The sequence below is a fragment of the Pseudomonas sp. CH235 genome, assembly GCF_004368175.1.
Classification (GTDB): Bacteria; Pseudomonadota; Gammaproteobacteria; order Pseudomonadales; family Pseudomonadaceae; genus Aquipseudomonas; species Aquipseudomonas paraglycinae.
In genome coordinates, this window is sequence record NZ_RRZJ01000018.1 from 1 (window position 1) to 21,746 (window position 21,746).

Genomic DNA, 21,746 nt, shown 5'->3' on the forward strand with positions numbered 1-21,746 from the left:
AAACAGGCGTAGGTCAAAAATCTTCGTGCCAATCGATTGCAAGATGATCGCCAAGGAATTGAATGTCGACAGTGACATAGTATTTGGCAGGCTCTACTACCATATGGAACAAAAGTACGGCTACACCAGACACGATGGCACCAAGGTAGCGTTCTATACATCGATTGCAGGAGAGGAAGACCGCTGCGTCAACTTTCCACTTGTTGCCTCCGTGCTGGCGGGGCTTCAGCAAGAAAACAGTAAGTTTCTATGGGCAACTACCATGTCTGGTATCGCCTTGGCGGTATCAATCGCCGTGCCATTGGCTGGATGGCTTTCCAGATCATTAACCCCATGAGGATGACAGCCGTAGCGGTAACAGTTGCAATGGTCAGCCTATTGGTAAGCGGACAGGTTTATGCAAAGGAAGAGGCAGGACTGCTCGCGCAATGCAACGATGTAATTCAGTTTATGGACCACGAAGAGCTCCAACCTGAAGCGACACCCTCCATGGGCCTGTGCATTGGAATGGTTGAAGGTGTTCTTAAGACGATGAGGTCTATGAACTCGAAGCTTCCGAAAGAATTTCAAACCTGCTTCCCCAATAGAGAGATTGCAAACGACGAAGCAGTACGGCTGGTAGTGAATTACATTCGGCAGAGCGAGCTAACAGACACGGACGATGCCACGCTAGCCATGTTCGCCATCCAAGAAGCGTATCTCTGCGAGTGACTCGAAAATTAGTGGGGCTGGACGTAATCACATAATTCTCTGTACTCAAGACACTGCATTGATCTAGGGGATGGAATGAAACAACTTCAGATTCGAAAAACCGCCACGAAGAAAATAAATATCCACAACGACATATCCAATACGGCAAACCACCTAAGGAAGCGAGTCGAGGAAATGGATGCGACTGGCAACCGCGAAGGGATCTCACTAGACATTACTGCCTGCCTCGTCTTGCTCGCCTTCACCTTTGAATCGAGACTCAACTTCATAGGGGCCCAGAAGGTGGCGGACTGGAGAGAAAGAAAGCCGTTCGAAAGAAAACTCAAGTCTGTACTTCAGGCTCTTGATTTGACCCCGGACTTCTCGAAGCGGCCGTACTCGACTATCGATCAACTGAAGGACTTTCGAGACACCATCGCACACGGCCAGCCTGTCACCATTGAGGTAGACGAAACAGTATTTGTTGATCCGGGAGCTGCCTATGATGACGTTGATCTTCGAGGCAAGTGGGAGGACTTTGTGAATACGGACTTTATGCGGCAATGCTCTGAGGACATTGATGAAATATGGAAGGAATGGCGTGTCATAGGAGAAATTCAACAACATCAAACGCTCACTCACGGTGAGTACAGCTTTGAACTGATAGCAGACCACCTAGACCCGGTATAAATGTCACTTCTTAAATTCTTTGTTACCCGTATCTTTAAAAAATCGACACTTGCCAAAGGTCGAATATCAGCAGGGAGGACAGATTTATTTTCTCTACGCAGGTAAAACGATCTGCACGACTCTTGTCGCCAAACACGCTTTCCCAGCGCCAAAAAAAAAGCCCCGCAGCTTCTCAGCTACGGGGCTTTTTCTATGTATGGCGGAGAGATAGGGATTCGAACCCTAGGTACCGGTGAAGGTACAACGGATTTCGAATCCGTCCCATTCGGCCACTCTGGCATCTCTCCAACGGCGCGCATCATAACAACACTTTTACCGAAAGCAAACCCTCTTTCGAAAATTTCTCCGTGCTATCAGATGCTTGCGTCGATTAAAGCGGTACGCCCAGACGGTTGGCGACTTCTTCGTAGGCTTCGATGACGTCACCGAGGCCCTGGCGGAAGCGGTCCTTGTCCATCTTCTTCTTGGTGTCTTTGTCCCACAGACGGCAGCCGTCCGGGCTGAACTCGTCGCCCAGGACGATGGAGCCGTCGCTGAACACGCCGAATTCAAGCTTGAAGTCCACCAGCAGCAGGCCGGCGTCGTCGAACAGTTTGCTCAGGACTTCGTTGACCTTGAGCGACAGTTCTTTCATGCGCGCCAGTTGCTCGGCGGTGCCCCAGCCGAACGCCACGACGTGGGATTCGTTGATGAACGGGTCGCCCTTGGCGTCGTCCTTCAGGAACAGTTCGAAGGTGTACGGGTTGAGCTTCATGCCCTCCTCGACGCCCAGACGCTTGACCAAGCTGCCGGCGGCGTAGTTACGCACGACGCACTCGACCGGGATCATGTCGAGTTTTTTCACCAGCACTTCGTTGTCGGCCAGCAGCTTGTCGAACTGGGTCGGAATGCCGGCCGCTTCGAGTTTCTGCATGATGAAGGCGTTGAACTTGTTGTTCACCATGCCTTTGCGGTCGAGCTGCTCGATGCGCTTGCCGTCGAACGCCGAAGTGTCGTTGCGAAACAGCAGGATCAAGCGGTCAGCGTCGTCGGTCTTGTAAACCGATTTGGCTTTGCCGCGGTAGAGTTCTTCACGTTTTTCCATGATGGGCTCCGCTTGCTAAGTAGATGGGCTAGGCGATGTGGCGCCAGTCGAGCCCTGAATCTTGATCGGCCAGTTGCAGCCAGTCCGGGTCGCACCCGAGGGTGTCGACAAAACATTGCCGGGCCAGCTGCGGCAGGTTGTTCTTGCTGCTCAGATGGGCCAGGACCAGGTGTTGCAGGCCTTGCCAGCCCAACTCGGCCACCAGGAATGCCGCCTGATGGTTGTTCAAATGTCCCAGCTCGCCGCCCACCCGCTGCTTGAGAAAGTACGGGTAATGACCACGGGCCAGCATGTCGCGACAGTGATTGGACTCGATCATCAACGCATCGAGGTCCCGATAACCGTCCAGCACCCGCTCGCAGTAAGAGCCCAGGTCAGTCAGCAGGCCGAAGCGCCGCTCACCGTCACTGAACACGTACTGGGTCGGTTCCTGCGCATCATGGGCCACGGCAATGACCCCGATGTTCAGAGCACCGATCTGCAGTTGCTCGCCACCAGTCACGAAACCGGCAGGTTCAATCGGTTTGCGCATCCCGCGCAGTGTGCCGCGACTGAGGTAGACAGGCAGATTGTAGCGCCGAGACAGCAAACCCACGCCATGCACGTGGTCGGCATGTTCGTGGGTTACGAGTATCGCGCTCAGTTGCGCCGGGTTCACACCCAGGCGCAACAGGCGTTTTTCGGTTTCCCGCAGGGAAAAACCACAATCCACCAGCACATACGTACCAGCACTGGCGATCAGCGTGCCGTTCCCTTGGCTACCGCTGCCGAGAACGGCAAAACGCATTGGATCAGCCCAGGTTGTCCTGAATCACGCTCAACACTTTGCGAGCCACATCGGCCGGCGCAACGGTGTTGATGTTTTTCTCGACGGTCACCTGAACGTTCTCGCCGACCTTGCTCAGGCGAACCTGATAACGCTCGGCGCGAGCTTCAACTTCTTCCTTGGTCGGCGCGCTGCCGAACAGGCTGCTGAAGAAACCAGGCTTCTCGTCTTTCTTCTCGGCCTTTTCGGACAAGTTGATGTAGTAGAGACCCAGGCTGCGGTTGATGTCTTCAACGCGCCATTCGCCCTGTTCCAGCGCACGACCGACGCTCGACCAGGCACGATCCAGGTCCGTACCGACGTTCAGTACCGGGTTGCCGCTGCCGTCTTCACTCAGGCTGACACGGCTCGGGGTATCGAAATCACGCGAAGCCAGCATCGACACCGAACCACCCTTCTCGGAGGTACGGCTCATGCTTGCGAGCATGTCGTCGACCAGCGCAGCGTCCAGGCCAGTGTTGACCGAACGGTTGGTGAAATCGACATTGGCGGTGCTGCCGGCAGGACGCTCGGCGCTGACCACATATACTTCACTGGTGTTGCGCTGCACGCCTGGCTCGATGCGCACCCGCACGCGGGTTTCGCTGTCGGTGCTGACGCCGGCGGCGCTCAGGCGCTTGGCCATGGCGGCGGACAGTTCGTCGGAATGCTGCCAGGTAGTGGTGAATTCACCGGTTTGCGGGCGCTGTTCATCCAGACGGAAACCGTTGTCCTGGAAGTACTGCACCGCCACTGGCCAGACTTCGGCCGGTGGGTGCTGGGCCATGACCCAACGCGAATCACCGCTCTTCTGCAGCGAGTAGTCGCTGGCGTCGGCAACGGTCGACAGGGGTTGAGGGCGCGGAACGATGTATTCACCCTTGGCGGTGTCGTCGGCCACGTTGCGCGGGATCGGCAGCAGCGGATCCAGGCGCTTGGAGGTGCTGACATCCGGTGGCAGTTGCATCGGTGCAGTCTGTTGCGCTTCCAGGTAATCGCTACCACGGTCACGGAAATAACCTTCCGGGCCCCAGACCCATCCGCAGCCACTGGTGCTGGAGATAATCAAGGCAAGTGCGGAAAGTCCGGCCATTCGCTTCATGCGTTGTACTTCCTCAATTAAACCAGGACGCTGCACTGGCGCAGGGCCGAGCGCAACGTTTCATGACAAGGTGTGCTCAGCCAGGTCAGCGGCAGGCGGATGCCTTCGTGCATCAGGCCCATTTCGACCAAAGCCCACTTCACAGGAATCGGGTTGGCTTCGATGAACAGGTCCTTGTGCAGCGGCATCAGTTTTTCGTTGATGGCCCGTGCGGTCTCGGCGTCGCCCTTGAGCGCGGCCTCGCACAGGTCGGCCATTTCGCGCGGGGCGACGTTGGCGGTGACGGAGATGTTGCCCTTGCCGCCCAGCAGAATCAGCTCGACTGCGGTCGGATCATCGCCGGACAGCACGATGAAGTCCTTGCTCACGCCGTCGATGATCGCCTTGGCGCGTTTCAGGTCGCCGGTCGCTTCCTTGATGCCGATGATGTTCGGCACGGTGGACAGGCGGATCACGGTCTCGGCCTGCATGTCGCAGGAGGTGCGGCCAGGAACGTTGTAGAGAATCTGCGGGATGTCGACCGCTTCGGCGATGTGCTTGAAGTGCTGGTACAGGCCTTCCTGGGTCGGCTTGTTGTAGTACGGGACTACCAGCAGGCAGGCATCGGCGCCGGCTTCCTTGGCATTGCGGGTCAGCTCGACAGCTTCGCGGGTCGAGTTGGCGCCGGTACCGGCGATCACCGGAATGCGACCGGCAACCTGTTTGACCACGGCTTTGATGACGGCGATGTGTTCTTCTACATCAAGGGTTGCCGACTCGCCGGTGGTGCCGACCGCGACAATGGCATGGGTGCCGTTCTTGAGATGGAAGTCCACGAGTTTGCTGAGGCTGTCCCAGTCAAGACGCCCTTGTGCATCCATGGGTGTGACCAGTGCCACCATACTGCCCGCAATCATGAAACCGCTCCTGCCGGAAAAAGAGAGCGGTAATGGTACTGGCGCCAAGATGCTTGCACAAGCGAAGTACTGTGCCGCCATTCCCCTTGGCGCCGCTTTTCGCTACCCTTCAGACTTTGATCGGTACTGATCAGCTTGTACGCCGGGTTCCAGTCTCCCGTTTCGGCCTCCCGGGCCCCGTTCCAGTGTCGTTGCCGTACGCTTGCTTGTTGATGGAGCCGTAGCGCCACACGAATCGGGTCTTCCGGACAGTCATTGCCCCGGCAATCAACGCCCTCTCCCTACCGACCGCTCATCGCTTTAGGAATGCTGCATGTCCACCCCCACAGTTCGCGAACAATTCCTTGTCATCAGTGCCCTCGGCGCCAATCCCATGGAGCTGACCAACGTCCTGTGCCGCGCCAGCCATGAAAACCGCTGTGCGGTCGTCACTTCGCGCCTGACCCGCCACGGCGAGTGCAGCGCGCTGGTGCTTGAAGTTTCGGGCAGCTGGGACGCCCTGGCTCGCCTCGAAGGCAGCCTGCCCGTGCTGGCCAAGCGTCATGCGTTCACCGTCAACGTGGTGCGCAGCGCCGCCCTGGAAAACCGTCCGCAAGCCCTGCCGTACGTGGCTTACGTGTCTTCGGCGTACCGTCCGGATATCATCAACGAGCTGTGCCAGTTCTTCATGGATCACAACGTCGAGCTGGAAAACCTGACGTGCGATACCTATCAGGCACCGCAGACCGGCGGCACCATGCTCAACGCCACGTTCACCGTGACCCTGCCCGCCGGCACCCAGATCAGTTGGCTGCGCGACCAGTTCCTGGATTTCGCCGACGCCATGAACCTGGATGCACTGATCGAACCGTGGCGCCCACAGAACCCAATGTAAGGAAGCTTTCATGGCCGTTGTCATCGACCAACCGGTTACGGATTTCGAAGCACCTGCCACCAGCGGGCAGACTGTCAGCCTGTCGGCCCTCAAGGGCAAGCAAGTGGTGATCTACTTCTACCCGAAGGACAGCACCCCGGGCTGCACGACCGAAGGCCAGGGATTTCGCGATCAATACGCAGCATTCAAGGCTGCCAACACGGAAATCTTCGGGATTTCCCGCGACAGCCTGAAGTCCCACGAGAACTTCAAGTGCAAGCAGGAGTTTCCGTTCGAACTGATCAGCGACAAGGACGAAGCCGTCTGCCAGCTGTTCGACGTGATCAAGCTGAAAAAACTCTACGGCAAGGAATACCTGGGCGTTGATCGCAGCACCTTCCTGATCGACAAGAACGGTGTATTGCGTCAGGAATGGCGTGGCGTGAAAGTGCCAGGACACGTCGATGCAGTGCTGGCTGCTTCTCAGTCGCTGAACAAGGCCTGATGTTGTCGGCGCCCTTGCGGGCGCCGATTCATTCTCAAAGCAGCGGCGCCACCACCGGCTCCTTGCGCGGCCAGGCATCAAGCACAGCCTTGAACAGCGTTGCCAGCGGAATCGCGAAGAACACTCCCCAGAATCCCCACAACCCGCCGAACAACAGCACCGCGCAGATGATTGCCACCGGGTGCAGGTTGACCGCTTCGGAAAACAGCAATGGCACCAGCACGTTGCCATCCAGCGTCTGGATGATCCCGTAAACCGCCATCAGATAGATGAACTGATCACTCCAGCCCCACTGGAACAGCGCAATCAGCAGCACCGGTACGGTCACCACCACCGCCCCGACATACGGCACCACCACCGATACGCCGACCAACAGGGCCAGCAGCGCCGCGTAGTTGAGACCCAGTGCGACGAAAGCGATATAGGTCACGCCGCCACAGATCACGATTTCGATGACCTTGCCGCGAATGTAGTTGGCGATCTGCCGGTTCATTTCCTCGGCGACCCGGGTGATCAGCGCCCGCTCACGCGGCAAATAGCCGCGCACCCACTCGCCGATCATTGCCCGATCCTTGAGGAAGAAGAACACCAGGATCGGCACCAGCACCAGATAGATCATGATGTTCACCAGCAGCGGCAGGCTCGACAACGAGAATGTCAGCGCCCACTGGCCGAACTTGCCGATCTCGCCTCGCGCCGCTTCGATCGCCTGCAACACTTGCTCGTCAGAGACCAGATGCGGATAGCGCTCCGGCAGCAACAGCAGCAACGATTGCCACTTGGCGAGCATGCCCGGCAGCTCGTTGAACAGGGTGATCAACTGATGCCAGAGCAACGGCAGCACCACGACGATGAACACCATCAGCACACCCATGAACAGCGCAAACACCAGACCGACCGCCGCGCCGCCGGGCACACGTAAGCGTTCGAGCGTAACCACCAGCCCCTGCATCAGGTACGCCAGCACCATTCCGGCCAGCACCGGCGCGAGCATTCCGCCCAGCGTCAGTACAGCGGTGAAGGCGAGAAACAGCAAAACCGCCAGCACCACCGCTTCCTCATCGGAGAAGTAGCGCTGAATCCAGTCGCGCAACACTTTGAACATCAATTTTCCTTAGGTCATTTACGCGGTCGGTTTCAGGCTTTTTTCAGCCAGTAGCGGTAGACACCCGCCTCGTCTTCTTCACGCAGCAGCGTATGACCGGCCAACTTGGCAAAGGTGCGAAAGTCGCGCTGCGAGCCGGCATCCGTGGCAATCACCTTGAGTACCGCGCCACTGGGCAGCTTGTTCAGCTCCATCTTGGCCTTGAGCAACGGCAACGGACAATTCAGGCCACTGGCGTCCAGTTCACAGTCATGGGCTACAGCGTCGGTCATGCGTCACTCCGGATCAGGTGGTCAGGCTGCCTAGAATATCTGGTCGCAGGCCCGGTGTCCGGCTACAGTAAGGTCTTTGTCGACTAAGGCTTTGTGCATGACATTTCTGCGCCCTACCCTGCTGACGCTCGCTTGCCTGCTCGCCTCACCGGGCTTCGCCGACGACCTGCCGTCACTCGGTGACGCCAGCTCTGCCATCGTCTCGCCACAACAGGAATATCAACTGGGTCGCGCCTGGCTGGCCTTGCTGCGCAGCCAGGTTTCGCAGCTCAACGATCCACAGCTCAAGGACTACGTCGAGTCCAGCGTCTATAAGCTGGTGGAAACCAGCCAGGTCAATGACCGACGCCTGGAATTCATCCTGATCAACAGCCCGCAGCTCAACGCCTTTGCGGCGCCGGGCGGGATTGTCGGGGTCAACGGCGGTTTGTTCCTCAATGCGCAGACCGAGGGCGAATATGCCTCGGTACTGGCTCACGAACTGGCTCACTTGTCCCAACGCCACTTCGCCCGAGGCGTCGAGGCTTCGCAGCGGATGCAGGTGCCGATGATGGCGGCGCTGCTGGCCGGCATCGTGATCGCTGCGGCAGGCGCAGGCGATGCCGGCATTGCAGCGATTGCCGGCACTCAGGCGGCGGCGATCCAGGAGCAACGGCGCTTCTCGCGCCAGAACGAGCAGGAAGCCGACCGCATCGGCATCCTCAATCTGGAGAAGGCAGGCTACGATCCGCGCTCGATGCCGACCATGTTCGAGCGTTTGATGCGCCAATACCGTTTTGACGCCAAGCCGCCGGAATTCCTGCTGACTCACCCGGTCACCGAATCGCGTATCGCCGACACCCGTAACCGCGCCGAACAGGCAAAACCCGGCGGCATCGAAGACAGCAAACGCTACCAACTGATACGCGCGCGAGTGCAGTTGACCTACGAAGAAACGCCGGGCCTTGGTGCCAAGCGCTTCCGCGCGCAACTGGACGATAATCCGAACAACGATGTGGCCCGTTACGGATTGGCGATCGCCCAGATCAAGGGCGGTCAGCTGAACGAGGCACGAGAGAATCTCAAGCAACTGCTGGAGAAATCGCCGAACGAGATCATCTACAACCTGGCGCAGGTCGATCTGGACATCACCAACAATAAGTTGGCCGATGCCCAGTCACGCGTTGACCGGATGCTCAGTCAGTATCCAGGCAACTACCCGCTGAACCAGGTACGCGTCGATCTGCTGCTGAAACAAAATCGTACCGCCGATGCGGAGAAGGCGCTGGAAGGTTTGTTGAAATCGCGTCCGGACGATCCGGACGTCTGGTATCAGGTTGCAGAAACACGCGGACTGTCCGGCAACATCATTGGCCTGCATCAGGCCCGTGCCGAATATTTCGCGCTGGTCGGCGATTACCGCCAGGCCATCCAGCAACTGGACTTCGCCAAGCGCAAGGCAGGCAGCAACTTCCCGCTGTCCTCACGCATCGATGCTCGCCAGCGCGAGCTGATGGAGCAGGAGCGCATGGTCAAGGACATGATGGGTTAAGCCTGCGCCGAGACAAATTCCGGACACAAAAAAACCGCCTCTTTCAAGGCGGTTTTTTTTACTTCTTAGATAACTGGATCATTCAGCCAGTTTGAAGGTGATGAAGCTGGCACGACCCTGACGAAGAACGCGCATCGACACCGAACGGTTCTTCGGCAGCGCCTTGGCGATCTCGGCAAACTCCTTGGAAGAACCAATGGCCTGGTTGTTCAAGTGCGTGATGATGTCGCCCGGTTGCAGACCGATCAGGGCCGCAGGACCGTCCTGCACTTCCTTGATCACCACACCGCCCTTCAGGTCGTAGGTTTTCTTCTGCTCGGCGCTCAGCTCGGCAACCGATACACCCAGACGATTGCTGTTGGTCTCGGCACCGGATTTCGGCAGGGCATCCAGTTCCTTGTCTTCATCTGGAATGGCGCCGACAGTCAGCTCGACATTCTTGCGCTTGCCGTCACGAATCACTTCGAGATTGGCTTTGGCGCCAGCCTTCAAAGCACCCACCAGATGTGGCAGGTCAGCGGACATGACGATCGGTTGACCGTTCATGCTCAGGATCACGTCACCCACTTGCAGGCCGCCCTTGGCAGCCGGGCCATCATCCTGAATCTGTGCAACCAGCGCACCGGCCGGTTTATCCAGACCGAACGACTCGGCCAGATCCTTGTTCACTTCCTGGATGACGACGCCCAACCAGCCACGGCTGACTTTGCCGCCGCTTTTCAGCTGATTTGAAACGTCCATGGCCACGTCGATCGGAATGGCGAACGACACGCCCATGAAGCCACCGGAACGGGTATAGATCTGCGAGTTGATCCCGACCACTTCACCGTTCAGGTTGAACAGTGGGCCACCGGAGTTACCCGGGTTGATCGGCACGTCGGTCTGGATGAATGGCACGTAGTTTTCGTTCGGCAGACTGCGGCCGACGGCACTGACGATGCCTTGGGTCACGGTGTGGTCAAAGCCGAATGGCGAACCGATTGCGACCACCCATTGACCGGCTTTCAGGTCCTGGGATTTGCCGAGTTTCAGCACTGGCAGATCCTTGCCTTCGATTTTCAGCAGCGCCACGTCGGAGCGTGGGTCGGTGCCAATCAGCTTGGCTTTCATTTCACTGCGATCTGCCAGACGGACTAGAATTTCATCGGCATCGGCGATTACGTGGTTGTTGGTCAGGATGTAGCCATCCGGCGAAATGATGAAGCCCGAACCCAACGATTGCGCTTCGCGCTGACGATCACCACGCGGAGAACGCTGTTGCGGCGGCATGCCCCGCTCGAAGAACTCGCGCAGCATCGGTGGCAAGCCTTCCAGGTCAGGCATTTGCTGGTTCACTTTGCGATCCGGCAGCTTTTGCGTGGTACTGATGTTCACCACCGCAGGCGAGGCCTGTTCGACCAGTTGGGTGAAATCAGGCAGGTTGGCCGGACTGGCCGCTTCAGCCGCCTGGACTGCAGGAACAGCCTGACCGAGCACCAGCACAGTGGCGAAAATGGAGAGATAAGACTTCAAGCTTGGTATCGACATACAGCTCCCGTTACGACGAGCAGGGTTAAGCGATATGGAGCAAGGAACACCGGAAACCACAGGCCGGCATTTTTGTTCCGGGAACAACAAACAAGGCCAGAGCCGAGAGGCTCTGACCTATAAAAAATTTTCGGGTGTTTGGCAAATGAAAATGCTCAGCAAACATTTCACGTCTCGACGACGAAGTGGAGATAGCTGGAATCAGCTCACTGCTTGCTGGTTGCAGCGCCATCATTGCGCATCGACAGGGCAATCCGTTCGGCGGTCCCGATTGGAATCTCGCCAACCACCGTCACCATCATTTCGCCTTGAGGCGTTGTCAGACGGCGGGATACGGCAACGGTCGGGCCCAGTTGAGTCCGGGTATCGGTGACAGTTGCGCCGTTCAGCGGCTCGAGAAACACGGAGAAGCGGGCAAGACCATCGTCATACATCAGGCTGTTGACCTGGGTCTTGGTTTCCGGATCCTTGTGCGAGGAACTGCTGGTCAGTTCAAAGCCAGGAGGCAGCCAGTCGGAACGCCAGACCTGTGCGGTTTTGACCGCAGACGCCTTGTCGCTGTCGAGCGTGACTGTCTTGCAATCGGAGTTGGCTTGCAGGTCTTTATCGGATGGGACTTCAGAGGTATCCAGCCGCGTAAACTGGAATCTCTCAAGCAACTGCCCCTTGTCGTTCAACAGCAGAGACTTGAGCGGCAGGCCCGTTTCCTTGTCCAGATGCAGTTCGAAACCGTAGCGGTGCTGATCACGCGGCGTCAGCGATACGATCACCGCTTCACGCCCGGCCACGCGCGACTTGCCAATGACGGCAAGCTCATACCAGTTCTTCAGCTTTTGGGGATCGAGAGGGCGAGCGGCGGAATTGGGAGAATCCCCCAGACCCGCAATCAGGGTGCCGCTGACGCATTGAGTATGCCCATCAATGCGCACGACTTCCTGAGCCGAACCGTCGAGCTGAAGCAAACGCTCTCGGACCTGGCCATTCTGGACGCGATGCCAGATGTTGTGGGTAGAAAAGCTACCGTTACGCTCGTAAACGAATGTGCCGTGAAAGCTTTGCTGCTGCTCGGCCTGGCCCAGGCGGGTCAACCAGTCCTGAGCCTCGTCGGCGTGGGCTGGGACAATGAACCAGCCGCTGAGCAGAAGCGAAAGTAGAGGTATGGCGCGCATGATCCCCCTTAACGGTTTTCCAGGCTTGCTGCACGTGCATATGGCAGCGCGCTCTCGGTGCCTTTCAAGGCAGCCTGTTGAGCATGTTGACGCAGGTAACCTGGCAGACGCTGATCGTGCCAGCCTGGCTGACCTTGCAGTACGCCATTGGCCATTGGGCCAGTAGCTTCCGAACTCTCATTATAGCCTGCCAATACCGCCGGGCCTTTGACCTGAGGGGTAGCCAGCACTGGCTGATTGGATTGCTGAGCGAGTTCGACGCCGGCGATTTCGTCCTGGTTGTACAGACGAACACCTGCCAGTACAGCAACGGTCACCGAAGCGGCTACAGCCAGACGACCGAGGCTGCGCCATGGGCCGCGTGTCACTTTGGCAGGGGTCGCTTCGTCTTCCAGCGCAGCTGAAACCGCCGCAGCGAGATCCAGACGTGGAAGCAACAGATCCTTGTGCATGGCTGCCCGAGCGATCTGGTAACGAGCCCAGGTTTCACGGGTTTCAACGTCGTCCAGTGCATTGAGCACTCGACGCAATTCCAGTTCGTCCGCTTCGTTATCCATCACTGCGGACAGCGATTCCTGCAGGGCTTCACGACTCATGGCGTTCCTCTCTTGGCTGTCGCCGCTGTCTTTAGTTTTCCTGCAACAACGGTTGCAGAGCTTTATCGATGGCCTCCCGGGCGCGGAAAATCCGGGAGCGCACGGTACCAACCGGACATTGCATGACGCTCGCGATGTCCTCGTAACTCAGACCATCGAATTCGCGCAAAGTTAACGCCGTGCGCAAATCCTCTGGCAGCTGCTGAATGGTTCGATGGACGGTGCCTTCGATCTCATCCCGCAGCAATGCACGTTCAGGAGACTCGAGATCTTTCAGGCCGTGATCGCCATCGTAGAACTCTGCATCCTCGGAACTTACATCGCTATCCGGCGGCCGACGGCCGCGTGAAACCAGATAGTTCTTCGCCGTGTTAATGGCGATGCGGTACAGCCACGTATAAAACGCACTGTCGCCGCGGAAATTTCCAAGCGCTCGATACGCCTTGATAAAGGCTTCTTGTGCGACGTCCTGGGCTTCATGGGTGTCGTGCACAAAACGCACGATCAACCCGAGAATTTTGTGCTGATACTTCAGCACCAACAGATCGAAAGCTCGCTTGTCGCCACGCTGAACGCGTTCGACCAGCTGCTGATCCTCTTCCTGGGTTAGCATGAACACTCCTCGATAAACTCGGAGGAGGCTTGCATGACCAAACGACCGGACTTGCAAACATAGACTCGGGCTTTTCGCAAAAGTTCTCCCCCTCCAAGCAAGTTTCCTGCGGGCTCTGATTTGGCACGCACGAAAAACGCAGCGCGGGATGAACCGGCTGCGCGAATAATCTTGTCATCGGCTCGCCGGCAAGAACCCAACCGCAGGTTCCGCATTGAAGCCGACACTGTCCCTTGTTTCGGGCAACTGTCTATTGATCTTGGGCCTTTGGCAAAAGTTCCAAATATTTATAGACGTGCCGCGCCGACATTGTGCAACCGTGAGCGGAAAAAGCGTGTTTCATCTGCGATACAGTCGCTTTTTCTCAAAACCGCTGAAAAAAACATCCGACAAAGCGTCGGTATTTCTCCGTCACGGTAGTTTCACAATGCCATATCGGCCCGGCTATTGTGCCGCCCCACCCCTCTATATACTAGTGGGCTGTGTGGCTGTCTCGACTCGCCCATCCGCCTGTCCTGCGCCAACCCCGACCCGGGTCGCTTTGAGCGGAATCCTGAAATGAGCCAACAGTTTCAACACGATGTTCTGGTGATTGGCAGCGGCGCTGCCGGTTTGAGTCTCGCGCTGACCCTGCCCGGTCACTTGCGCATCGCCGTACTGAGCAAAGGCGACCTCGCCAACGGCTCGACCTATTGGGCCCAGGGTGGCGTCGCGGCCGTGCTGGATGATACCGACACCGTCGAATCCCACGTCGATGACACCCTGAATGCCGGCGGCGGCCTGTGCCATGAAGACGCCGTGCGTTTCACCGTCGAGCACAGCAAGGAAGCGATCCAGTGGCTGATCGACCAGGGCGTGCCCTTCACTCGTGACGAACAGTCCGGCACAGAAGATGGCGGCTTTGAATTCCACCTCACCCGCGAAGGCGGCCACAGCCATCGACGGATCATCCACGCCGCCGATGCCACTGGCGCTGCGATCTTCACAACCCTGCTGGCCCAGGCCAAAGAACGCCCGAACATCGAATTGCTCGAACAGCGGGTAGCGGTCGATCTGATCACCGAGCGTCGGCTGGGGCTGGAAGGCGAACGCTGCCTGGGCGCCTACGTGCTCAACCGCAAAACCGGGGAAGTCGATACCTTCGGGGCACGCTTCGTGATCCTGGCGTCCGGCGGCGCTGCCAAAGTCTATCTCTATACAAGCAACCCGGACGGTGCCTGCGGTGATGGCATCGCCATGGCCTGGCGTTCGGGCTGCCGGGTTGCGAACCTGGAGTTCAACCAGTTCCACCCCACCTGCCTCTATCACCCGCAAGCCAAGAGTTTCCTGGTGACCGAAGCCCTGCGTGGTGAAGGCGCTCATTTGAAGCTGCCGAACGGCGAACGCTTCATGCAGCGCTTCGACTCACGTGCAGAACTGGCGCCACGGGACATCGTCGCCCGCGCCATCGACCATGAAATGAAGCGTCTGGGTGTCGATTGCGTCTACCTCGACATCAGCCACAAACCCGAAGCCTTCATCAAATCGCACTTCCCGACCGTCTACGAGCGCTGCCTAGGATTCGGCATCGACATCACCAAACAACCGATCCCGGTCGTACCGGCGGCGCACTACACCTGCGGCGGCGTGATGGTCGATCAACAGGGCCGCACCGACGTGCCCGGCCTGTACGCCATCGGCGAAACCAGCTTCACCGGCCTGCACGGCGCCAACCGCATGGCCAGCAACTCGCTGCTCGAATGCTTCGTCTATGCCCGTTCGGCGGCGGCGGACATTCTCGAGCAACTGCCCGACGTCGCGATCCCGCGTGCCCTGCCCGCCTGGGACGCCAGCCAGGTGACCGACTCCGATGAAGACGTGATCATCGCCCACAACTGGGACGAATTGCGGCGCTTCATGTGGGACTACGTGGGCATCGTGCGCACCAACAAGCGCCTGCAGCGGGCACAGCATCGCGTGCGCCTGTTGCTGGATGAAATCGACGAGTTCTACAGCAACTATAAAGTCAGCCGCGACCTGATCGAATTGCGCAACCTGGCGCAGGTAGCGGAACTGATGATCCGCTCGGCCATGGAGCGCAAGGAAAGCCGAGGCCTGCATTACACCCTCGACTACCCGGACCTGCTGCCCGAAGCACTCGACACTATTCTGGTGCCGCCCACCTACGTCGGCTGAACTTGAGGCGTACCCGCAGGCGTCGGTGCAGATCCGCCGCCTGCGAATCCCGGGGCACGCAGATCGACCTGACCCGCCGCTCACCACGCAATCGAAAGCGCAACACCACGATCAGTGGCAGCGCCAGGCTGTCCGGGCGCAATTGCACCGCTTGCCAGCCATCGGCCTTGTTCCACAGTTGCCAGCCATCGGCGTCACGGCGCAATCCGCAAAATGCCTCGGGATGACTCAGCAGAATCTGCCGCGGTAACACCCAGGCAACATGGGCAAGACACGCGAAAGCCCCAAGCAGAAAAACCCAGAATGGAATCGATAACAGAAACAAAGAACCCAGCGCGAATGCCTGGGCCAGAAGATACGCCGCCAGCAACTGCCGTGAGGCATGCCAGCGGCATTCGAACGTATTACTTGGGCTGGACACGATCCAGGATCATGCGAACCATGCGTTGCAGCTCGGGATCTTCCGATTCGCTGCGCTCCATGAACCAGCCGAACATGTCCTGATCCTCGCACTCGAGCAGGCGGACATACAGCGCGCGATCCACCTCGTTCAGATTGGCGTAGACCTCTTTCACGAACGGCACCAGCAACACGTCGAGTTCCAGCATGCCGCGACGGCTGTGCCAAAAGAGGCGATTCAGTTCAACTTGTTCGACCATGGAGCCCTCCTCAAATAGGCCGCAAGTATACAGGCCCGAAGCGGGTCGAACAGTCGGCTTTGGTCGGGCACCACCGATCCTTTATCAACTACCCATTTCAACACCACCCCCTTATGATGTGCCCCAGTCTATTTACCCTGCGATGACCCATGGCCGATTCTGCTTTTTTCTGCACCCTCTCTCATGAAGGCGTTCTCGCGGTTCGCGGCGCGGATGCCGGCAAATTCCTGCAAGGCCAGCTGACCTGCAACATCAATTACCTGAGTGAAACCCAGGCCAGCCTTGGTGCCCGTTGCACGCAGAAAGGCCGGATGCAGTCGAGTTTCCGCATCGTGCTGGAAGGCGACGGCGTGCTGCTGGCGATGGCCAGCGAGCTGCTGGAGCCGCAACTGGCGGATCTGAAGAAGTACGCAGTGTTCTCCAAATCGAAACTGACCGACGAAAGCGCCTCCTGGGTGCGCTTCGGTCTGGATCATGGCGATGCTGCCCTGAGCAGCCTGGGTCTGGAACTGCCGGCAGACATCGACAGCGTGGTTCGCCACGAAGGGCTGATCGCGATTCGCGTCTCCCCGAACCGTGCCGAACTCTGGGTGCCTGCCGATCAGGCCGACTCCGTCAAAGGCAAGCTGTCCGCGCAATTGAGCGAAGGCGAACTCAATCAATGGTTGCTGGGCCAGATCCGCGCCGGCGTCGGTCAGGTCATGCCGAGCACCCGCGAGCTGTTCATTCCGCAGATGCTCAATCTGCAGGCCGTCGGCGGCGTGAGCTTCAAGAAAGGCTGCTACACCGGTCAGGAAATCGTCGCGCGCATGCAGTATCTGGGCAAACTCAAGCGTCGCCTGTACCGCGTGCAACTGGACGCCAGCGAATTGCCGGAGCCGGGCACCCCGCTGTTCGCCCCGAGCCACGGCAGTTCCATCGGCGAAGTGGTGCTGGCCGCCCGTGCCGAAAAGAATATTGAACTGCTGGCGGTGTTGCAGGCCGAAGCTGCCGACGCAGGCGATTTGCATCTGGGCACGGCCGAAGGTCCGGCGCTGCACTTGCTCGACCTGCCTTACGAACTGGATCGCGACCGCGAAATCCAGCGTTGATCGCAGCATTTGTTGCAACACCCTAGAGAAACGACATGAGTGAGCTGGCGGATAAGGTCCAACAGGATTTGGTTGAGGCCATCGATAACGATGACCTGGTTCTGCCAACGTTACCGGAAGTGGCCCTGCAGATTCGCAAGGCCGCTGAAGACCCGGACATCAGCGTCAGCGACCTGAGCAAAGTGATCGGCCGCGACACGGCGCTGTCGGCGCGCCTGATCAAAGTGGTCAACAGCCCGCTTCTGCGTGCCACCCAGGAAGTCACCGACCTGCACACCGCCATCACCCGGCTCGGCGTCAATTACAGCAGCAACCTGGCGATCGGTCTGGTGATGGAGCAGATCTTCCACGCCCGCTCCGACGTGGTCGAACAGAAGATGCGCGAAGTCTGGCGCAAGAGTCTGGAGATCGCGGGGGTCAGCTACGCCCTGTGCCGTCGCTATACCCAGCTCAAACCCGATCAGGCCGCGCTCGGTGGACTGGTTCATCAGATCGGCGTGCTGCCGATCCTGACCTATGCCGAAGACCACTACGAGTTGCTGTCCGATCCGGTCAGCCTCAACCATGTGATCGACCACATTCATCCGTTGCTCGGCGACAAGCTGCTGCGGGTCTGGGAGTTTCCGGAGCGTCTGGTGGAGCTGCCGGGGCTGTATCAGGACCTCAAGCGCGAATCGCAGCAGATCGATTACGTCGACATCGTGCAAGTGGCCAGCCTGTATTGCCACAAGGACACCGACCATCCGCTGGCCCGCATCGATCCGTTCAGCGTGCCGGCATTCCGCAAGCTTGGCATCGATCCGGAAAACAAGGCGCTGTGCGCCGATCTGGAAGAATCGCGGTCGATGTTCTACTGATCAACCGGCGACAAAACTCACCCGCACTTTCAAACCTGCCTGCTCGCCATCGTGCAGACTGATCTGCGCCAGATGCGCGCGGCAGATTTCCCCGACAATCGCCAACCCCAGCCCGGAACCGGCCACCTGCTGGTTGCGCCGGTAAAAACGTTCGAACACCCGATCCCGCTCTTCCAGCGGAATGCCCGGCCCATCGTCTTCAACCTCCAGCACCGCCGGCGCCGTGACCCGCAGAATCACGTTGCCGCCCGGCGGCGTGTGCGCCAGCGCGTTGTCCACCAGATTGCTCAGCAACTCGTTGAGCAATGTCGGTTCGCCACGCAGCCAGACCGGCTCGTCCGCTTCCAGCGCCAAGGCAACGCCGCGAGCATGAGCCAGCGGTGCCATGGCCATGCCCAGTTCCCGCGCCAACTGACTCAGATCGAGCAACTGCGCCCCGCCCTCGGCGATCGCCCGGGCGCCGTTTTCCACCCGCGCCAGCGACAACAACTGGTTGGCCAGATGGGTCAGGCGATCCGTGCTTTGCGCCGAGGATTCCAGTGTGTCGCGCCAGGTCTGCGGCTCGTTTGAGCGCAAGCCCAGTTCAAGTCGAGCCTTGAGTGCCGCCAGTGGCGTGCGCAGTTCATGGGCCGCATCGGCGATGAATTGCGCCTGCCGCTCGAATTGCCCGCGCAGGCGTTCGGTAAAGTGATTGAGCGCCCGCACCAGCGGCCACAACTCGTGTTGCACCTCGACCAGCGGCAACGGCCGCAGGTCATCGGGCTGACGCTCTTCCACTGCCGTGCGCAAACGCTCGATCGGCCGCAGCGCCGCACTCACCGCAAACCACACCAGCAACAACGCGCCAATCGCCAGCATCCCGAGCCGCAGCAAGGTATCGGCGGCCAGGCTGCGGGCCATGCTGACGCGCGCCTCGTCGGTTTCGGCGACGCGGATTTCCGCCATGCCGTTCATGTTCGGCTCGCTCACTGCCTTGAGCAGACTCACCACACGTACGTTCTGCCCCTGATACTTCGCGTCGTAAAAGCGCGCGAGGGCGGGATAGCTGTCGGTTCTCGGGGTGCCCGGCGGCGGGCCCGGCAGGTTTTCGTAGCCGGAAATCAACTTCTGGTTGATGTCGTTAACCTGGTAATAGATGCGCCCCGCGCTGTCGTAAGCGAAGGTATCCAGCGCCACATAAGGCACGTCGGCACTGAGACTGCCGTCGCGCTGCGACAGGCCGGCGGCAATGGTCCGCGCCGAGGCCAGCAGCGTGCGGTCATAGGCGGTGTCGGCGGCTTCGCGACCGTTCCAGTACGCGCTCAATCCGCTGGCGAGCATCAACACCACCAGCAACAGCGCGAGGTTCCACAACAACCGCCAGCGCAGGCTGCTGGGCTTATGCATCGCGGCTTTCCAGCAGATAACCCAGACCGCGGAAAGTCACGATGGCCACCGAATGGCCGTCGAGCTTCTTGCGCAGGCGGTGCACGTAGATTTCGATGGCATCGGGGCTGGCCTCTTCGTCGAGACCGAACACCTGCGCAGCCAGTTGCTCCTTGCTCATCACTCGACCCGGACGGGCAATCAGCGCTTCAAGCACGGCCTGTTCGCGAGAGGTCAGCGTCAGCAATTCATCGCCGAGGGTGAAGCGCCGAGTGTCGAGGTCATAGGCCAGCACACCGCAACGCTGCTGGCGTTCGCCGCCCAAAACACTTCGGCGCAGCAACGCCTTGACCCGCGCTTCGAGTTCGGTGAGTTCGAACGGTTTGGCCAGATAATCGTCGGCCCCAAGATTGAGCCCATGAACCCGATCCTTGACGTCGCTGCGAGCGGTCAGCATCAGCACCGGCAGGTTCTTGCCCCGGGCCCGCAGGCGCGCCAGCACTTCAAAACCGTCCATGCGCGGCAGGCCGACATCGAGGATCGCCACCGCGTATTCCTCGCTGCCCAGGGCCAGATCGGCAGCCACGCCATCGTGCAAGACGTCCACGGTCAGACCGGTGCTCTTGAGCGCCTGGGCGACGCTTTCGGCCAGCGGCAAATGGTCTTCGACGAGCAGGACACGCATGGATCTCTACCTCATTCAGGGATGGCCGACGCCATTCTTTGCGGCGGAGTTTACAGCCGCAACCGCCACTGTGAAGCCCGAAAACACGCGAAAGAATACTGAAAGGTTAGCGAAAGGTTGGGCCGTTAGAGTCGCTTTACCGAAGGTCCCGACTGCCGACCTTCGCCGTTTTGTCTGTCCATACACCGTAGCTTCAAAACGTAGCTCTCGAAAAACGCCTCGATGCGTTTTCGCCAATAAGAACAATAACGAGGTACTGCACCATGCTGTCGACACAGCTTCAGGTTGACCCGTTTCATTCTTCCTCTCGAATTTCCCCGTTTTCGCTTGTCAGCGCCATCCTCGGCTGCGCGGCGTTCAACCCGTCCGGGTCTGAGCCTGATAGCCTGCGCGCGCGAAACTGCCGCACCTGAAACATCCCCAAAAACAACAACTCCCGTGGAGACACTCATGAACCGATCCCTGCGCCGTTTCGCCCTCGCCGCCGGTTGCGTGCTGTTCGCCGGCCAACTGATGGCCGAACCGAAACGTCCGGAATGCATCGCCCCCGCCTCCCCCGGCGGCGGTTTCGACCTGACCTGCAAACTGGCGCAAAGCGCGCTGGTCAACGAAAAACTGCTGACCAAACCGATGCGCGTGACCTACATGCCCGGCGGTGTCGGCGCAGTGGCGTACAACGCCGTTGTGGCGCAGCGTCCGGCCGATGCCGGCACGCTGGTGGCGTGGTCCAGCGGCTCGCTGCTCAACCTGGCTCAGGGCAAGTTCGGTCGGTTCGATGAAACCAACGTGCGCTGGCTGGCGGCGGTCGGCACCAGCTATGGCGCCATCGCGGTGAAAAACGATTCGCCCTACAAAACGCTCGACGATCTCGTGCAGGCGCTGAAGAAAGATCCGAGCGCTGTGGTGATCGGTTCCGGCGGCACCGTCGGCAGCCAGGACTGGATGCAGACGGCACTGATCGCCAAAGCCGCCGGGATCAACCCGCGCGACCTGCGTTACGTCGCCCTCGAAGGGGGCGGCGAGATCGCCACCGCCCTGCTCGGCGGCCACATTCAGGTCGGCAGTACCGACATCTCCGACTCCATGCCGCATATCCAGAGCGGCGACATGCGCCTGCTGGCCGTGTTTGCCGAAAAACGCCTGGATGAGCCGGAAATGAAGGACATTCCTACCGCGCGTGAACAAGGCTACGACATCGTCTGGCCGGTGGTGCGCGGCTTCTACCTCGGGCCGAAAGTCAGCGATGAAGACTACGCCTGGTGGAAAGACTCCTTCGACAAACTGCTGGCCTCGGAAGACTTCGCCAAGCTGCGCGATCAGCGTGAACTCTTCCCGTTCGCCATGACCGGTCCCGAGCTGGACACCTACGTCAAGAAGCAAGTGGCGGACTACAAGGTGCTGGCCAAAGAGTTCGGCCTGATTCAGTGATCGTCTCGGTCTAGCGTCCATGGCCCTCTCGCCGGGGCCATGGCAGGA

At 59.3% G+C, this 21,746-nt stretch carries 24 protein-coding genes and 1 tRNA gene; 10 read left to right on the plus strand and 15 right to left on the minus strand.

From position 1 onward, the window contains the following. The 3 genes from EIY71_RS18375 to EIY71_RS18385 all read left to right on the plus strand — a co-directional run. A partial coding sequence (locus EIY71_RS18375; RefSeq protein ID WP_218568800.1) for a hypothetical protein occupies positions 1-337 on the plus strand: 337 nt, incomplete at its 5' end. Further along, on the plus strand, positions 250-711 hold the full coding sequence (locus EIY71_RS18380) for a Rap1a/Tai family immunity protein (protein WP_134022616.1): 462 nt from the start codon (positions 250-252) through the stop codon (positions 709-711). The genes EIY71_RS18375 and EIY71_RS18380, both read left to right, overlap by 88 nt. Positions 712-786: 75 nt before the next feature. Continuing rightward, positions 787-1,380, plus strand: a complete 594-nt coding sequence (locus EIY71_RS18385; protein WP_134022618.1) for a hypothetical protein — start codon at positions 787-789, stop codon at positions 1,378-1,380. 197 nt (positions 1,381-1,577) lie between these two features. On the opposite strand, the gene EIY71_RS18390 is transcribed toward EIY71_RS18385, so the two are convergent. The 5 genes from EIY71_RS18390 to dapA all read right to left on the minus strand — a co-directional run bounded on the left by EIY71_RS18390 (position 1,578) and on the right by dapA (position 5,267). Then, a tRNA-Ser gene (locus EIY71_RS18390) sits at positions 1,578-1,667 on the minus strand. Between the two features lie 83 nt (positions 1,668-1,750). Beyond that, positions 1,751-2,464, minus strand: a complete 714-nt coding sequence (purC, locus tag EIY71_RS18395; RefSeq protein WP_007958019.1) for a phosphoribosylaminoimidazolesuccinocarboxamide synthase — start codon at positions 2,462-2,464, stop codon at positions 1,751-1,753. A gap of 28 nt (positions 2,465-2,492) precedes the next feature. Continuing rightward, positions 2,493-3,251 (minus strand): MBL fold metallo-hydrolase, encoded by a 759-nt coding sequence (locus EIY71_RS18400; RefSeq protein WP_134022620.1) that lies wholly within the window; start codon positions 3,249-3,251, stop codon positions 2,493-2,495. Between the two features lie 4 nt (positions 3,252-3,255). After that, complete coding sequence (gene bamC, locus EIY71_RS18405; RefSeq protein WP_064383102.1) at positions 3,256-4,371, minus strand: outer membrane protein assembly factor BamC; 1,116 nt, start codon at positions 4,369-4,371, stop codon at positions 3,256-3,258. A gap of 17 nt (positions 4,372-4,388) precedes the next feature. After that, positions 4,389-5,267 (minus strand): 4-hydroxy-tetrahydrodipicolinate synthase, encoded by an 879-nt coding sequence (gene dapA, locus EIY71_RS18410; protein WP_085747220.1) that lies wholly within the window; start codon positions 5,265-5,267, stop codon positions 4,389-4,391. Positions 5,268-5,580: 313 nt separating this feature from the next. Here dapA and EIY71_RS18420 point away from each other — a divergent pair, with 313 nt between their 5' ends. Together EIY71_RS18420 and EIY71_RS18425 are read left to right on the plus strand one after the other, a co-directional pair. Beyond that, on the plus strand, positions 5,581-6,141 hold the full coding sequence (locus tag EIY71_RS18420) for a glycine cleavage system protein R (protein WP_007958014.1): 561 nt from the start codon (positions 5,581-5,583) through the stop codon (positions 6,139-6,141). Positions 6,142-6,151: 10 nt separating this feature from the next. Continuing rightward, positions 6,152-6,625: a peroxiredoxin gene (locus tag EIY71_RS18425; RefSeq protein ID WP_134022624.1), complete on the plus strand. Its 474-nt coding sequence runs from the start codon at positions 6,152-6,154 to the stop codon at positions 6,623-6,625. 34 nt (positions 6,626-6,659) lie between these two features. Here the strand turns inward: EIY71_RS18425 and EIY71_RS18430 are convergent, their stop codons facing one another. Together EIY71_RS18430 and EIY71_RS18435 are read right to left on the minus strand one after the other, a co-directional pair. After that, on the minus strand, positions 6,660-7,730 hold the full coding sequence (locus tag EIY71_RS18430; protein ID WP_007958012.1) for an AI-2E family transporter: 1,071 nt from the start codon (positions 7,728-7,730) through the stop codon (positions 6,660-6,662). Between the two features lie 32 nt (positions 7,731-7,762). Then, positions 7,763-8,002, minus strand: coding sequence for a sulfurtransferase TusA family protein (locus EIY71_RS18435; RefSeq protein ID WP_007958011.1), 240 nt, complete (start codon positions 8,000-8,002; stop codon positions 7,763-7,765). A 97-nt stretch (positions 8,003-8,099) separates the two neighbouring features. Here EIY71_RS18435 and EIY71_RS18440 point away from each other — a divergent pair, with 97 nt between their 5' ends. Continuing rightward, the gene (locus tag EIY71_RS18440) at positions 8,100-9,533 is read left to right on the plus strand and encodes a M48 family metalloprotease (protein WP_134022626.1); all 1,434 of its coding nucleotides are present in this window, start codon (positions 8,100-8,102) and stop codon (positions 9,531-9,533) included. Positions 9,534-9,611: 78 nt separating this feature from the next. On the opposite strand, the gene EIY71_RS18445 is transcribed toward EIY71_RS18440, so the two are convergent. The 4 genes from EIY71_RS18445 to rpoE form a co-directional block, all read right to left on the minus strand. Next, the gene (locus EIY71_RS18445; RefSeq protein ID WP_085747221.1) at positions 9,612-11,060 is read right to left on the minus strand and encodes a DegQ family serine endoprotease; all 1,449 of its coding nucleotides are present in this window, start codon (positions 11,058-11,060) and stop codon (positions 9,612-9,614) included. Between the two features lie 206 nt (positions 11,061-11,266). Next, complete coding sequence (locus EIY71_RS18450) at positions 11,267-12,229, minus strand: MucB/RseB C-terminal domain-containing protein (protein ID WP_007958001.1); 963 nt, start codon at positions 12,227-12,229, stop codon at positions 11,267-11,269. Between the two features lie 8 nt (positions 12,230-12,237). Beyond that, the gene (locus EIY71_RS18455; protein ID WP_085747223.1) at positions 12,238-12,825 is read right to left on the minus strand and encodes a sigma-E factor negative regulatory protein; all 588 of its coding nucleotides are present in this window, start codon (positions 12,823-12,825) and stop codon (positions 12,238-12,240) included. Between the two features lie 31 nt (positions 12,826-12,856). Further along, positions 12,857-13,438 carry an RNA polymerase sigma factor RpoE gene (gene rpoE, locus EIY71_RS18460; protein ID WP_003172477.1) on the minus strand — a complete coding sequence of 194 codons (582 nt, stop codon included), beginning with the start codon at positions 13,436-13,438 and terminating at the stop codon, positions 12,857-12,859. Positions 13,439-13,996: 558 nt separating this feature from the next. Between rpoE and nadB the strand changes: the two genes are divergently transcribed. Beyond that, positions 13,997-15,613, plus strand: coding sequence for an L-aspartate oxidase (gene nadB / locus EIY71_RS18465; protein ID WP_007957994.1), 1,617 nt, complete (start codon positions 13,997-13,999; stop codon positions 15,611-15,613). Here nadB and EIY71_RS18470 read toward each other — a convergent pair. Together EIY71_RS18470 and EIY71_RS18475 are read right to left on the minus strand one after the other, a co-directional pair. Next, a complete protein-coding gene (locus EIY71_RS18470) occupies positions 15,582-16,034 on the minus strand; it encodes a protein YgfX (protein ID WP_134022628.1) in 453 nt (150 codons plus the stop codon). The genes nadB and EIY71_RS18470 overlap by 32 nt on opposite strands. Beyond that, entirely contained in the window at positions 16,018-16,272 is a 255-nt protein-coding gene (locus EIY71_RS18475) for a succinate dehydrogenase assembly factor 2 (protein ID WP_007957989.1), read from the minus strand. The genes EIY71_RS18470 and EIY71_RS18475 overlap by 17 nt, the downstream gene beginning before the upstream one ends. Positions 16,273-16,421: 149 nt before the next feature. On the opposite strand from EIY71_RS18475, the gene EIY71_RS18480 reads away from it, so the two are divergent. Next, complete coding sequence (locus EIY71_RS18480; RefSeq protein ID WP_134022630.1) at positions 16,422-17,363, plus strand: folate-binding protein YgfZ; 942 nt, start codon at positions 16,422-16,424, stop codon at positions 17,361-17,363. Between the two features lie 35 nt (positions 17,364-17,398). After that, positions 17,399-18,220: an HDOD domain-containing protein gene (locus tag EIY71_RS18485; protein ID WP_039772686.1), complete on the plus strand. Its 822-nt coding sequence runs from the start codon at positions 17,399-17,401 to the stop codon at positions 18,218-18,220. Here the strand turns inward: EIY71_RS18485 and EIY71_RS18490 are convergent, their stop codons facing one another. Both EIY71_RS18490 and EIY71_RS18495 read right to left on the minus strand, forming a co-directional pair. Further along, entirely contained in the window at positions 18,221-19,606 is a 1,386-nt protein-coding gene (locus EIY71_RS18490; protein WP_011332897.1) for a sensor histidine kinase, read from the minus strand. Continuing rightward, positions 19,599-20,270, minus strand: a complete 672-nt coding sequence (locus EIY71_RS18495) for a response regulator (RefSeq protein ID WP_007957980.1) — start codon at positions 20,268-20,270, stop codon at positions 19,599-19,601. Before EIY71_RS18495 ends, EIY71_RS18490 begins: the two co-directional genes overlap by 8 nt. A gap of 450 nt (positions 20,271-20,720) precedes the next feature. Here EIY71_RS18495 and EIY71_RS18505 point away from each other — a divergent pair, with 450 nt between their 5' ends. Next, positions 20,721-21,698 carry a tripartite tricarboxylate transporter substrate binding protein gene (locus tag EIY71_RS18505; protein ID WP_127797195.1) on the plus strand — a complete coding sequence of 326 codons (978 nt, stop codon included), beginning with the start codon at positions 20,721-20,723 and terminating at the stop codon, positions 21,696-21,698. Positions 21,699-21,746: the final 48 nt, after the last annotated feature.